Origin of the sequence: Curtobacterium sp. MCLR17_058, assembly GCF_003234705.2 — a bacterium.
GTDB lineage: Bacteria > Actinomycetota > Actinomycetes > Actinomycetales > Microbacteriaceae > Curtobacterium > Curtobacterium flaccumfaciens.
Map to the genome: position 1 here is coordinate 930,963 of NZ_CP126262.1, position 14,040 is coordinate 945,002.

Consider the following 14,040-nt stretch of genomic DNA (forward strand, 5'->3'; position numbering starts at 1 on the left):
TTGCGATCGGCTGCTTCCCTGAGAGTGCACGTGCGATTGCAAGGTGTGCGGTGAATGATGGCTGTGTGAGCAATCAGAGCCCCTTCGCCGGCAGGACCGCCCAGGCGTTCCCGACGCTGCCCAAGGGCGACGTCCTGGGAACGTACGACAGCTACCCCGACGCGCAGCGCGTGGTGGCGAAGCTGGCCGAGGCCGACTTCCCCGTCAACCAGCTCTCGATCGTCGGCAACGACCTGAAGACGGTCGAACGGGTCACCGGCAAGATGACCTACGGCCGTGCCGCCATCGCCGGCGCGCTGTCCGGCCTGTGGCTCGGCATCTTCTTCGGCATCGTGCTCACGCTCTTCTCACCGAGCGCCGGCGGCCTGATCCTGGCCGCCGCGATCATCGGTGCCGCGTTCGGCATGCTCTACGGCATCGTCTCGTTCGCGATCACGAAGCGGCAGCGCGACTTCACGAGCGTGCACCAGGTGCTCGCCACGAACTACCAGATCGTCGTCAACCCGCAGCTGACCGGGCAGGCGCAGCGGATCCTCGGTGAGCACGGGGCGACCCCGTCCACGCACTGGAACGACGCTCCCCAGCAGCAGCAGCAGCAGCAGTGGCGTCCGGGCCCCGGTGGGGTCCCGCCGCAGCAGCAGTCGCCGTACGGCGGGCACGCCACGCCGCACCAGCAGCCGGGAGGCCCGCAACACCCCGGCACGTCGGCCCCCGGCGCGCAGACGGGTGCGCCTTCGGGCCCGCCGCGCTACGGCACGAACGACGGACCCCGGTACGGGGAGACCCCCGAGACGGCTGCCGCCCCCGCGGCCCCGCCGGTGCCGGAGCGTCGACCCGAGGAGCCGCCGCGCTACGGCGAGCGGGTCGCCGGTGCCACGCCGCCGGAGCCCTCGTCCTCGCCGGATGCGCCGCGCGAGGGCGACGGGGACAGCGACCGCCGCTAGCCGGACTCCGGCTGGCGCGACTGGGCTTCGTCCTCGGGTCGTGCGCGATCGGGTCGTGCGAGGTCGGGTCGTGCGAGATCGCTCGACACGCCGTTTGCGTTCGTCGAGGTCGCACGAACTGTCGCCGCCGAGCTCCGCGGGCGGCACTTCGTGCGACCTCGGCGGTCGTCCGGGTGGTCCGAGCGGTCGCAACACCCCGCGCGCACGGCGTCGAGCGGTCGGAGATCGTCGTCCGGCGCCGCCCCGGACGACGGTTCGTGACCGCTCGGCCTCGGGCCGACGGCACGTCGTGACCGAGAGCCGAGCGGGCTCGGGCGCGCGCGAGCCGGGCTTGCGCGCGGCGCGGTCCGGGCAGGTTCGGGCCGGCTAGAGGACCTTCGAGAAGCAGACCGACTGGGGCGCCCCGACGTACGGCCCGAAGTTCGCGATCCGCCGGAACCCCTCGCGCTGGTAGAACCCGACGGCGCGCTGCTGCTCCGTGCCCGTCTCGAGGACGAGCGCCGGGGACCCGAGGTCGAGCGCCGCTTCTTCCAGCCGGCGCAGCAACGCAGCCGCGGCGCCGGACCCGCGGGACTCCGGCCGGACGTACATGCGCTTGATCTCGGCGATGCCGTCGTCGACGATGCGCAGGCCCCCGCACCCCAGGGGAGTCCCGGACTCGTCCCGTGCGACGAAGAACACCGCGATCGACTCGGCGGTCGGCTTCTCACCCGGTTCGGTGTCGCCGCCGTGCGCCCGGTCGATCTCCAGGCGCTGGGCGGCGCGGAGTCGCTGGGCGTCGGGGGAGTCGAAGTGCTCGACCTCGATCGAGATGGTGTTCGGGGAGGCCTCGGGCGTGGTCACCCGATCAGGCTAGCGGCCCGAGCGGGCGATCCACCCCTCCACGTCCGAGGGGGTCCGGGGGATGCCGACCGACAGGTTCTCGGCGCCGTCCTCGGTCACCAGGATGTCGTCCTCGATGCGGACACCGATGCCGCGGAACTCCTCCGGCACGGTCAGGTCGTCCTGCTGGAAGTACAGTCCGGGCTCGATCGTGAAGACCATGCCGGCCTGGACGGTGCCGTCGAGGTACATCTCGCGGCGAGCCTTCGCGCAGTCGTGCACGTCGAGCCCGAGGTGGTGGCTCGTGCCGTGCACCATGTAGCGGCGGTGGAACTGGTTGTCCGGCTCGAGCGACTCGGCGGCAGAGACCGGCAGGAAGCCCCACTCGGCGGTCTTGCGCGCGATGACCTCCATCGCGGTGGCGTGCACCTGGCGGAACGTGATGCCCGGCTTGACGATGGCGAACGCGGCGTCGGCGGCCTCGAGCACGGCTTCGTAGACCATCCGCTGCACCGGTGAGAACGTGCCGCTCACCGGCAGCGTGCGGGTGATGTCGGCGGTGTAGAACGAGTCGACCTCGACCCCGGCGTCGATGAGGATGAGGTCGCCCGGCTGCACGGCGCCGTCGTTGCGGGTCCAGTGCAGGATGCAGGCGTGGTGGCCAGAGGCGGCGATGGTGTCGTAGCCCACGGTGTTGCCGTCGGCGCGCGCCCGGCGGTTGAACGTGCCCTCGACGATGCGCTCACCGCGCGGGTGCGCGAGCACGGCGTCGAAGTCGCCGATGACGTCGTCGAACCCGTGCTTCGTGGCGTCGACGGCCTTGCGGAGCTCACGGACCTCGTACGCGTCCTTGACCAGTCGCAGCTCGGACAGGTCGCGGGCGAGCAGGTCGTCGGTGGCCGGCGACCCCTCGGTCTCGTCCGCGCCACCGATGGCCGCGCCGATGCGGGCGTCGAGGGAACGGGTCAGGTCGTCGTCGGCTTCACGCACGAGCAGCGCCGATGCGTCGAGTGCATCGGCGACGGCCGTGAACGCCCCGAGGTCGGCGGTGGCCAGTCCGAGGTCGGCGGCGACGGCGTCGAGCGAGGGGCGCGGCCCGACCCAGAACTCCCCGATCTCGGGGTTGGCGTAGAACTCTTCCGAGTCGCGGCCCGCGGTGGCGCGGAAGTACAGCGTGGCGTCGTGGCCGGAGCCGTTCGGCGTCATCACGAGCACGGATCCGACGACGGTGTCGGTGCCCCAGCCGGTCAGGTGCGCGAAGGTGGAGTGCGGGCGGAACGGGTAGTCGCAGTCGTTCGAGCGGACCTTGGCCTGCCCGGCCGGCACCACGATCGTGCGGCCCGGGTGCAGCTCGGAGATGCGCGCGCGACGCTCGGCGGCGAACACGGCCTGCTCGCGGGGCTCGGGCTGCGCTTCCGAGCGCTCGGCCCACTGCGACCCGATGAAGTCCTTGAAGGTCGAGGACCCGGGGGTCGTGGATCGGTTGCTCGTCGCGCGGGGAGTCGTGTCGGCCATGCGTCCATCATCGCACCGCCGGGCGACACCCGGCCTGTGCGGCCGCTCACCTGTGGATAGCATTGGCCACGTGCCAGACCCGTTCATCGACCTGCACGCGCACTCCAGTGTCTCCGACGGCACCGAGCGTCCCGCGGAGCTCGTCCGAGCGGCCGCGGCCGCCGGACTCGACGCCGTCGCGCTGACCGACCACGACACGACCGCGGGGTGGGCGGACGCCACGGCCGCGGCACACGAGCTGCCCCTGACCCTGCTGCCCGGCCTCGAGCTGAGCACCCGGATCGGCTACCGCAGCGTGCACGTGCTCGGCTACCTGGTGGACCCCGAGCACCCCGGACTGGTCGAGGAGACGACCCGGATCCGCGACGGCCGGCTCTCCCGCGCGCACCGCATGGTCGACCGCATCGCCGAGGACCACCCGATCACCTGGGCGGACGTCCTGGCCCAGTCCAGCCCCGGTGCCACGATCGGCCGTCCGCACATCGCCGACGCCCTGGTCGCCCGCGGGCTCGAGTCCGACCGGTCCGCGGCGTTCCGCGGCATCCTGCACCCGGCGTCCGGCTACTACGAACCCCACGAGGCACCGTCGCCCCTGCGCGGCGTCGAACTCATCCGGCAGGCGGGCGGTGTGCCCGTCATCGCGCACCCCGCGGCGTCCTCGCGCGGGATCGTCATCGACGAGCCGATGCTCCGCGACCTGGTCGACGCCGGGCTCGGCGGGCTCGAGGTCGACCACCGCGAGAACCTGGCACACGGCAAGCGCACCCTGCTCGACTGGGCGACGCGCTACGGCCTGTTCGTCACCGGTTCGAGCGACTACCACGGCACCGGCAAGCCGAACCGGCTGGGGGAACACCGCACCGCACGCGTCTCGTTCGACGCGATCGTGTCCGAGGCGACGGGCAGCGCTCCCGTCGTCGGACCCGGCTCGCGCCTGTCCTGACGCGTCACGCCGTCCCACCGAAGCGACAGATCTCGGTCGGCGCGGCTTGACCCATCCGCGAAAGCGACAGATCCCCGCTGACAGTTCGCGGCGATCTGTCGCCCTCGCGGGGCAGTCGGCGGGTGGGGACGACGAAGGGCCCGTCGCGTCAGCGACGGGCCCTTCGGTCTGGAGGCGCTACTCGCCGTCCGACGTGCCCTGCGGTGCCGAGGCGGTCGCCGAGGCATCGCCGGTGCCGGCTCCGCGACGGCGGCGACGGCGACGGCGCTTCGCGGCGCCGTCGGTGGAACCACCTTCGACGGCCGAGCCGTCCTCGGTGCCCGCCGCGGTGGTGGGGGCGACCGATTCGGTGGCCGGAGCCTGCGGGGCGGACTGCTCCGAGCCTCCAGACCGGGTGCGGCTGCGCGACCGCGAACGCGACGCGTCACGCGAACCCGAGGCCGGGCGGTCGCTGCTGCGCTTCTCAACGGGCGCGCCGGCAGAAGCAGCGTGCGACGACGAGCCGGGCAGACGGCCCTTGGTGCCCTGGGGGATGTCGAGTTCCTCGAACAGGTGGGGCGACGACGAGTAGGTCTCGACGGGCTCGGGGATGCCGAACTCGAGCGCCTTGTCGATCAGCGTCCACTTGTGCAGGTCGTCCCAGTCGACGAACGTGACCGCGATGCCGGTCTTGCCGGCGCGGCCGGTGCGGCCGGCGCGGTGCAGGTACGTGTCCGGGTCGTCCGGGATCGTGTGGTTGATCACGTGCGTGACGTCGTCCACGTCGATGCCGCGGGCGGCGACGTCGGTGGCGATGAGCACGTCGCGCTTGCCGGCCTTGAACGCCGCCATCGCGCGCTCGCGCTGCTCCTGGTTGAGGTCGCCGTGCACCGCTGCGGCGTTGAACCCGCGGTCCTTCAGCTCCTCGACGAGCTTCGCCGCGGCACGCTTGGTGCGGGTGAAGATCACGGTCTTGCCGCGGCCCTCGGCCTGGAGGATGCGGGCGATGACCTCGTCCTTGTCCAGGGAGTGCGCACGGTAGATGAGGTGCTTGATGTTGGCCTGCATGAGGCCCTCGTCCGGGTCGGTCGCCCGGATGTGCACCGGACGGCTCATGAACCGGCGGGCGAGCGCGACGATCGGCGCGGGCATCGTCGCCGAGAACAGCATCGTGTGCCGCACCTCGGGGACGGCCTGGAAGATGCGCTCGATGTCGGACAGGAACCCGAGGTCGAGCATGCGGTCGGCCTCGTCGAGCACGACCTCTTGCACGTGGGAGAGGTCGAGCAGACGCTGCCGCTGCAGGTCGATCAGTCGCCCGGGCGTGCCGACGACGATCTGGGCACCGGCCTTGAGCTGCTCCACCTGGCCCTCGTAGGCCTTGCCGCCGTAGATCGAGACGACCGTGGTCGGACGGTTCGAGGCCGCGAGTTCGAGGTCCTCGGTGACCTGGACCGCGAGTTCACGGGTCGGGACGACGACGAGCGCCTTCACGCCGTGCGCCGGGTCGGCACCGAGTCGCTGGATCAGCGGCAGGCCGAAACCGAGCGTCTTGCCGGTACCCGTCTTGGCCTGGCCGATGATGTCCTGGCCGGTCAGGCCGAGCGGGATGGTCTGTTCCTGGATCGGGAAGGGCTCGATGATGCCCTTGCCGGCCAGTGCATCGACGATGTCCTGGTCGATGTTGAGGTCTGAGAAAGTCAAAGAATCACCTTAGTTCTGGTGGAAGTCCGGGCCAGTCTACCGACGGGCGCGTGGTCCGGGGCGCTCCGGGGCGCTCCGGGGAGTCGGGCGGTCCGGTCCGGGCGCCGAGCGGGGCGACCGGCGGGTCCCACGGGGCGCGCCCTCTATGCTGGTCGGGTGGTGTCGTGGTGGAACCGGAAGCGCGCGGCGCAGCTCGCTGCAGCATGGCTCGCGTCGCGGAACCCGCGCGGAGCCGCACAGGTCAAGCGCCTCGCGCTCGACGACGTCACCCCGGAGCTCGACGTCTACCTCGGGCAGGCCGCGTACCTGCAGCTCTCCGTCTACGAGACGATGGGACGAGCCGGTGCTTCGGCCCCGACGCTCTCCGGCCGTCTGGTCACCGGGGTCCTCGCGACCACGGCGCTCGAGCGGCACCGCACGATCGTGGCCGAGATCGAGCGCACTGGCGGGGACCCGGCGGCGCTGATGGCCCCGCACCGCGAGGCGATCGACCTGTTCCTCGAACGGACGAGCGGTGCCGACTGGTACGAGTCGATGCTGACCGGCTACGTGACCGCCGGCATCCTGAACGACCTGTTCGGCAACCTGCTCCGCTCGCTGCCGCTCGACGTGCGGCAGCGGCTGCGGTCGGTGTTCGACGCGCGCGAGGAAGCGGCGGTCGTCGAGGAGCTGACGGCTCACATCGAGGACGACCCGCAGATCGGTTCGCGTCTGGCGATGTGGGGACGCCGTCTGGTGGGCGACACCCTGCTCGTCGCCCGGTCGGCGCTGGCGTCGCACGCCCGCGAGGACCAGGAGCGGCTCGAGCCGGTCTGGACCGAACTCATCGCCGCGCACACCCGACGGATGGACGCGCTCGGGCTGACGGCCTGAGCGGTCGAGCGTCAGGCGCCGCGCGTCTGAGTTGCTCGAGCGTCAGGCGCCGCGCGTCTTGAGCTGCTCGTAGTACTCGGCGTCGCGCTTGTCGCGCTGGGTGCCGAGGAGCCACTCGACGACGAGGACGACCACGCCGGACCCCACGAGGGCCACGACCCAGATCCAGGTGCCGTCGTACCGCCACCCGGCCCAGGTCAGCGCTTCCCAGAGCACTGCTGCGGCGATGCCGCCGACCGATGGGCCGACGAGCACGCCACGGTTCGACCGCCACGGCAGGATCACGTGCGCGACCGCACCGATGATGACGCCGCCGAGGACGGCGAAGAGCAGTTCCACGTCGTCAGGCGACGAAGCCGATGCGCCGTGCCTCTTCCGCGCCGACCTCGACGTACGCCAGGGCCGAGACGGGGACGATGAAGCGACGGCCCTTGTCGTCCTGCAGCGACAGGTGCGTCGACTTGGCGGTGAGCGCCTCGGACACGGCCTTCTCGACCTCGTCCGCGGTCTGGGCGGTCTCGAAGGCGATCTCGCGGGGGCTGTTGATGATGCCGATCTTGATGTCCACGAGCACAGCGTATCCGAGCGGTCCCGTGCGGCATCGGGCGTTCGCCGCGGGCGCACTCGACGGCGTGACGACCGGTGCCCCGCGCGTCAGCAGCGGTGCTGTCGGCGGTCCTGGGTACCGTACGAGCGTGCCGCAGACCACGCTGATGCCCGCTCCCGAGGACACCGGGTTCGCGCGCGCACTGGTCGACGACCCCTCGCAGGCCGCGGTGCTCGCGTTGCCGGACGGCCGTCACGCCGCGGTGATCGGTGCGCCGGGCAGCGGCAAGACGACCACGCTCGCGCGGCTCGTCGCCGACCGGCTGACCCGACCCGACGCGATCACCCCCGACGGCCACGCGACGGTGCTCGCCCTGACCTCGGCGCGGACGGCCGCGACGGCGCTGCGCGACCGGCTCGCTCGGGCGGTCGACCGGGTCGTGCCGGGTGCACTCGCCCGCACCGTGAACTCGCTGGCGTTCCAGATCGTCACCCACGCGGCGTCGGTGCAGGGACAGGAACCCCCGACGCTGCTGACCGGCGGGGAGCAGGACCGGATCATCGCCGACCTGCTCGCCGGCCACGAACTCGACGGAGCCGGACCGACCTGGCCCGACCCGATCACCGCCGTCGTCCGGGAGCGAGCGGGGTTCCGTACCGCCCTGCGCGACGTCATGATGCGTGCGGTGGCCGCCGGCGTCGAGCCCGACGACATGCGGGAACTCGGCGACGAGCTCGGACGGCCCGAGTGGCGGGCCGTCGGGGACTTCGTGGACGACTACCGGGCATCGGTCACCGCGTTCCGACCGACCGGACTCGACTCCGGCGAACTCGTGGCGTACGCCACCGCCGCGGTGCTGCGGCACGAGCTCCCCGCGAGCATCGCCGCCCTGCGCCTGGTCGTGGTCGACGACACGCAGGAACTGGTGGAGGGTGAGATCGCGCTGCTCGGGGCACTCGCGCGCTCCGGCGTGCAGGTCGTCGCCTTCGGGGATCCGGACATCGCCGCCTCGGCGTTCCGCGGCGCCGAACCGGACGTGCTCGGTCGGCTGGCCGTGCGACTCGGGGTGGACCGCGTCGACGAGCTGTTCCTCGGCGCCGTGCACCGGCACCCCGCCCCGATCCGTGCCCTGGTCACCGGCGTCACGGGTCGCATCGGCACCGCGGCGGCCGGTCGGCAGCGCAGCGCGTCGGCGGGCGACCAGGATGCGCGGCCCGACGCCGTCGTGCACCTCGAAGCCGCCAGCCGGTCCGCGCTCGTCGTGGCGATCGCCCGTCGACTGCGCGAACACCGCCTGCTCGACGGTGTGCCGTGGCACCGGATGGCCGTGGTCACCCGCAGCGGTGCTGCCATCCCCGAACTCGTCCGGGCGCTCTCCGTGGCCGAGGTCCCGGCGACCGCCGGTGCCGCGCCCGTCCGTCCGCGCGACGACTCGGCGGCGCGGGCGCTGCTCGACGCGGCCGCGGTGGCGCTCGACGTCCTGCCGCTCGACGCCGCCCTGGCCACCGCGTTCGCCACCGGACCCCTGGGTGGCCTCGACACCCTGGCGATGCGTCGGCTCCGGCTCGCCCTGCGGCGTGAGGAACTCGCGGGCGACGGCAGCCGCACCGCCGACGAACTGCTCGTCGATGCCCTGGGCGCACCGGAGCGCCTGGCGACGGTGGACGCCGGGTTCGCACGACGAGCGACCCGGCTGGCCCGGAGCCTGGTGCAGGCGCGTGCCGACGCCCAGGCGGGATCGAGCATCGAGGAGATCCTCTGGGGCCTCTGGGAACGCAGCGGTCTCGCGAAGTCATGGGGCGCCCAGTCCGCCGCCGGTGGGGTCGGCGCCGGGGAAGCCGACCGGCACCTGGACGCCGTCGTCGGCCTGTTCACCGCGGCCAAGCGCTTCGTCGAGCGCACGCCGGACGCCCCCGCGCGGGTCTTCGTCGACGACCTGCTCGGCGCCGACCTGCCTGAGGACTCGATCGGCCCCGACCGGACCGCCGGCCGGGTGCGGGTGCTGACGCCGTCGGCGACGATCGGGCTCGAGTGCGACGTGGTCGTGGTGCTCGGTCTGCAGGACGGCGTCTGGCCGAACACCCGGGTGCGCGGCAGTCTGCTCGACCCGGACGGACTGGTCCGCGCTGCCGCCGGGGTCGAGCGTTCGCCCATCGACGACCGTGCCGCCGTGGTCGCCGACGAACTCCGGCTGTTCGCCCGGGCCGTCTCGCGCGCCACCACCCAGGTCGTCATCGGCACGGTCGCGAACGACGACGAGTCGCCGTCACCCTTCGTCCGGCTCGTCCCGGTGCCGCCGGACCGTCAGCCGACCGTCCACCCGCTGTCCCTGCGTGGGCTCGCCGGGTCGCTGCGCCGCCGCGTGGTGGGCTCCGGCGACCACGAGGCCGCGTCCGCGCTGGCCCGCCTGGCCGAGGCCGAGGTCCCCGGGGCGGACCCGGACGAGTGGTACGGGCTCGCCGAGCCGACCACGGACGACCCCCTGGTGGACCTCGACGCCGAGCCCGCGCCCGAAGCCGAGGGCGGCGAGCCCGTCGCCCCGGCAGTATCCGTGTCGCCGTCGCGGATCGGCACCTTCGAGGAGTGCCCGGTGCACTGGTTCGCGCAGACCTTCGGCGGCGGTGCCCCGAGCCCGGCGATGGGCATCGGCACGATCGTGCACGAAGCGATGGAGCACGCCACCGAGATCGACGTCGAGTCGCTGTGGGAGCGGGTCGAGGCGCGGTGGGACGAGCTCACGTTCGAGTCGCCCTGGGTCGCCGACCGCGAACGTGCCCGGACCCGGCGGATGATCGAGGGGCTGAGCGACTACCTCCGCACCTTCGCCAGCGCCGGCCGTCGACTGCTCGGCGCCGAGACCTCGTTCGCGCTCGTGACCGGGCCCGCCCGGATCCGGGGGAGCATCGACCGCATCGAGGTCGACCCCGAGGGGCGGGTGAGCGTCGTCGACCTGAAGACCGGCCGTTCGATGCCCAGCGAGAAGAACGACATGCCGGAACACCCGCAGCTCGGCGCCTACCAACTCGCAGTCGAGGACGGCGCGGTCGAGGGCGTGCCGGCGGGGTCGCCGATGACCGACGCCCGGCTGGTCTTCGTCCAGAACCCCCGCGGCGGACAGGCGTACTCCGAGCGGACCCAGCACGCGTTCGACGCCGAGGCGCGCGAGGCCTACCGCGAGCGGTTGCACGGGGTGGCGCGGGGCATGGCCGGACGCACGTTCGTGGCGAACGTGGACGACCACTGCGAGAAGGCCCGGACCGGGGTCGAGTGCCGGATCCACGTGGTGGCGGAGGTGACCTGGTGAGCGACACGGCGGACACGACCGACACGGCGGACACGACCGGCACGGCTACTGCTGCCGACACGACTGCTGTTGCTCCGCCCGTCATCCAGCACGGCGCCGACGCCATCGCCGACGCCCTCGGCCGCCCCCGTCCCACCGCCCAACAGCGCGCCGTCATCGAGTCACCGCTCGTGCCGGCGCTGGTCGTCGCCGGTGCCGGCAGCGGGAAGACCGAGACGATGGCCTCGCGCGTCGTCTGGCTGCTGGCCAACGGACTCGTCCGCCCCGACGAGGTCCTCGGCCTGACCTTCACCCGCAAGGCCGCCGGCGAGCTGTCCGTCCGCATCAACGACCGCATCCGCGCGCTCGAGGACGTGGGGTTGATCACCCCCGGTGACGCCTTCGAGGCCCCCACCGTCTCGACGTACAACGCCTTCGCCAACGCGGTCTTCCGCGAGAACGCCCTGCTCGTCGGGCGTGACGGCGAGTCCCAGGTGCTGACCGAACCGTCGGCCTGGCAGCTCGCCCGTCGGGTGGTGGTGGCCGCCCGCGACGACCGGCTCGCCGGACTCGACCGCGACGTCGACACCCTGACCGCAGCCGTGGTCGCGCTCGCCGGTGCCACCTCGGAACACCTCGTCGAGCCGGAGGACCTGCGCCGGTTCGCGATCGAGTTCTCGGAGCTGCTCGAACTCCCCGGCAACCGCGGCAAGCCGTACAAGGCGATCACCGACGCGGTCGCCGCGATCGGCGCCCTCGAACCCCTGGCCGACCTGGTCGCCGAGTTCCGACGACAGAAGGTCGACCGCGGGTTCGTGGAGTTCTCCGACCAGATCGCCCTCGCGCTCGCCGCGGCGGAGTCGGCGCCGCGGGTCGTGACGGACCTGCGGAGCCGGTACGGCGTGGTGCTCCTCGACGAGTACCAGGACACCTCGGTGGTGCAGACCCGGTTCCTCGCGCGGCTGTTCCGCGGGCACTCGGTGATGGCGGTCGGCGACCCGCACCAGTCGATCTACGGTTTCCGCGGTGCGAGTGCCGCGAACCTCGCCCGGTTCCCGCACGACTTCGGCGGCGACGAACCCGGCGTGGCCGAACCCGTCACCTTCGCGCTGTCGACCAGCTGGCGGAACCCGGTGGACGTGCTCGCGGGGGCGAACGCGATCGTGTCACCGCTGTCCGAGGCGTCCGAGGTCGACGTCGAACGGCTCTCGCCCCGGCCGGGTGCGGACGCCGGCACCGTGCGGGTGGTGTTCCCCGAGACCCTGCCGGAAGAGGCCGACGAGGTCGCGGCGTGGTTCCAGGACCACCGCAGGCAGAACCCGGCGGGCTCGATGGCGCTGCTGCTGCGGGCTCGGAAGGACCTCGCGGCGTTCACGGCGGCGCTCGGTTCCCGTGGGGTGCCGTACCACGTGCTCGGCACGGGCGGACTGCTCCAGCGTCCGGAGATCGTCGACCTGGTGGCGTGCCTGCGCGTCCTGCACGACCCGGCGGCCGGCAACGACCTGATCCGGCTGCTCGCGGGTGCACGGTGGCGGGTCGGGGCGGCGGACATCGTCGCCCTGCACCAGCTCGCCCGGTGGCTGTTCCAGCGCGACCACACCCAGCAGCGCCTCGACGATGACCTGACCGCGGCCTTCCGTGCCTCGGTGGCTGCCGGGGAGCACGGGTCGATCGTCGACGCGCTGGACTTCGTCGCGACCGCACCCGACGAGCACGGCGCGCTCGAGGGCATCACCCCCGCGGGTCGCAGCCGGATGCGCGCGCTCGGCGGGCAGCTCGCGATGCTCCGGTCACGTGCGGGGAGCGACCTGGTCGACTTCGTGACGCTCGTCGTGCAGGAGATGCGGCTCGACATCGAGGTCGCCGCGCACGAACAGGGCAGCGGCGCGTACCTCGACGCCTTCATCGACGAGCTCGCCGGTTTCGTGTCGACCGACGACCGCGCCGACCTCGGTTCGTTCCTCGGGTGGATCGACGCCGCAGCCCGACGGGACGACATGGGCCCGCGGTCCGAGGAGCCCGAGGCCGGCACCGTGCAGATCCTGACGATCCACGGGTCCAAGGGGCTCGAGTGGGACGCCGTCGCAGTGCCCCGGATGGTCGAGGGCGGCCTGCCGGCGCGTCCGCAGGAGGGCTCGTCGGGTTGGCTCGGGTTCGGCCGACTGCCGTACGAGTTCCGTGGAGACGCCGCCGAGCTGCCGCGACTCGCATGGCGCGGGCAGGAGACCCAGAAGGACGTCACCACGGCGATCGACGCCTTCAAGGAACAGGTGAAGGCCCGCAACGAGGACGAGGAACGCCGGCTGACCTACGTCGCCCTGACCCGTGCCAAGCACGACCTGCTGGTGTCCGGCTCGTTCTGGGCGGGCGGAGTCCGACCCACCGAGCCGAGCCGATACCTGCGCGACCTGGTGGACGCCGGCGTCATCGACGGCGCGGCGATCCCGGAGACGACGGTGCACGACGAGAACCCGATGGGGGAGAGCGGCGCGACCCAGACCTGGCCGCACGTGCCGTTCGGGCAGCGTGCGCCGCGGGTCCTGGCTGCCGCCGAGCGGGTGCGGAACGCGAACCCCGGTGCCGCGGGGCGCTTCGCCGCCGACATCGACCTGCTGCTCGCCGAACGGCACGCCACCCGGAACGCGAAGCACGCGGTCGCCGTCCCGCACCGGGTCCCGGCGTCGGGCTTCAAGGACTACCTGACCGAACCCGACTCCGTGGCCGAGCGGCTCCGCCGGCCGATGCCGGAGCGCCCGTACCGGGCCACACGGCTCGGCACGCTCTTCCACCAGTGGGTGGAACAGCGGGCACGGAGCGGCGGCGCGCTCGAGACGCTCGACGTGTGGGACGGCGAGCTCGACCTCGATGCCGACGACCTCGCCGATTCGTCGCCGGACGCCGTGGTCACCGACGACGACGCCCGTCGCCTCGCGGACTTCCAGGCGACGTTCGCCGGTTCACGGTGGGCCGGGCTGACGCCGGTCGAGGTCGAGCGCGAGATCCACATCCCGTTCCTCGGCCACAGCGTCGTCTGCAAGCTCGACGCCGTGTACGAGATCGACGGGCGCGCCGAGGTCGTCGACTGGAAGACGGGCAAGGCGCCGTCGGGGGTGGACGACCTGGCCCGCCGCACCCTGCAGCTCGCGTTGTACCGCGTCGCCTACGCCGAGTTCACCGGGCGACCGCTCGACCAGGTCGACGCGGTGTTCTACTTCGTCGCCGACGACTTGGAGGTCCGTCCGACCGAGCTGCTCGACCGCGCCGGACTCGAGCGCGCGTGGTCCGAGGCCGTCGGCTGACGTCCTGCGGGCGCGCTGCGCCCGTCGCGCGCGCTGCGCCCGTGTCGCGCTCCGCCCGTGTCGCGCTCCGCCCTGGAGGCCCGGTGCCGGTCCGCCGGACCCGCGCCGGGCCTCCAGGCGGTCGCGTCCAC

10 protein-coding genes are annotated in these 14,040 nt (G+C 72.8%); 5 read left to right on the plus strand and 5 right to left on the minus strand.

The window, feature by feature from the left end:
- Positions 1 to 65 precede the first annotated feature (65 nt).
- A complete protein-coding gene (locus DEJ11_RS04515; protein WP_111103145.1) occupies positions 66 to 944 on the plus strand; it encodes a YflT domain-containing protein in 879 nt (292 codons plus the stop codon).
- 366 nt (positions 945 to 1,310) lie between these two features.
- Here DEJ11_RS04515 and DEJ11_RS04520 read toward each other — a convergent pair whose 3' ends face one another.
- Both DEJ11_RS04520 and DEJ11_RS04525 read right to left on the minus strand, forming a co-directional pair.
- Entirely contained in the window at positions 1,311 to 1,787 is a 477-nt protein-coding gene (locus tag DEJ11_RS04520) for a GNAT family N-acetyltransferase (RefSeq protein WP_111103144.1), read from the minus strand.
- A gap of 9 nt (positions 1,788 to 1,796) precedes the next feature.
- Positions 1,797 to 3,281: an aminopeptidase P family protein gene (locus DEJ11_RS04525; RefSeq protein WP_111103143.1), complete on the minus strand. Its 1,485-nt coding sequence runs from the start codon at positions 3,279 to 3,281 to the stop codon at positions 1,797 to 1,799.
- 70 nt (positions 3,282 to 3,351) lie between these two features.
- Here DEJ11_RS04525 and DEJ11_RS04530 point away from each other — a divergent pair, with 70 nt between their 5' ends.
- Positions 3,352 to 4,224, plus strand: coding sequence for a PHP domain-containing protein (locus tag DEJ11_RS04530; RefSeq protein ID WP_071405460.1), 873 nt, complete (start codon positions 3,352 to 3,354; stop codon positions 4,222 to 4,224).
- A 177-nt stretch (positions 4,225 to 4,401) separates the two neighbouring features.
- On the opposite strand, the gene DEJ11_RS04535 is transcribed toward DEJ11_RS04530, so the two are convergent.
- Positions 4,402 to 5,907 carry a DEAD/DEAH box helicase gene (locus tag DEJ11_RS04535; RefSeq protein WP_111103142.1) on the minus strand — a complete coding sequence of 502 codons (1,506 nt, stop codon included), beginning with the start codon at positions 5,905 to 5,907 and terminating at the stop codon, positions 4,402 to 4,404.
- Positions 5,908 to 6,066: 159 nt separating this feature from the next.
- On the opposite strand from DEJ11_RS04535, the gene DEJ11_RS04540 reads away from it, so the two are divergent.
- Complete coding sequence (locus DEJ11_RS04540) at positions 6,067 to 6,780, plus strand: ferritin-like fold-containing protein (protein WP_258372448.1); 714 nt, start codon at positions 6,067 to 6,069, stop codon at positions 6,778 to 6,780.
- Positions 6,781 to 6,822: 42 nt separating this feature from the next.
- On the opposite strand, the gene DEJ11_RS04545 is transcribed toward DEJ11_RS04540, so the two are convergent.
- Both DEJ11_RS04545 and DEJ11_RS04550 read right to left on the minus strand, forming a co-directional pair.
- Entirely contained in the window at positions 6,823 to 7,119 is a 297-nt protein-coding gene (locus tag DEJ11_RS04545) for a hypothetical protein (RefSeq protein WP_111103141.1), read from the minus strand.
- Positions 7,120 to 7,123: 4 nt separating this feature from the next.
- Positions 7,124 to 7,348, minus strand: a complete 225-nt coding sequence (locus DEJ11_RS04550; RefSeq protein WP_031259670.1) for a DUF3107 domain-containing protein — start codon at positions 7,346 to 7,348, stop codon at positions 7,124 to 7,126.
- Positions 7,349 to 7,475: 127 nt separating this feature from the next.
- Between DEJ11_RS04550 and DEJ11_RS04555 the strand changes: the two genes are divergently transcribed.
- Both DEJ11_RS04555 and DEJ11_RS04560 read left to right on the plus strand, forming a co-directional pair.
- Entirely contained in the window at positions 7,476 to 10,631 is a 3,156-nt protein-coding gene (locus tag DEJ11_RS04555) for a UrvD/REP family ATP-dependent DNA helicase (protein WP_181440799.1), read from the plus strand.
- Positions 10,628 to 13,909 (plus strand): ATP-dependent DNA helicase, encoded by a 3,282-nt coding sequence (locus tag DEJ11_RS04560; RefSeq protein ID WP_258375331.1) that lies wholly within the window; start codon positions 10,628 to 10,630, stop codon positions 13,907 to 13,909. The genes DEJ11_RS04555 and DEJ11_RS04560 overlap by 4 nt, the downstream gene beginning before the upstream one ends.
- Positions 13,910 to 14,040 lie beyond the last annotated feature (131 nt).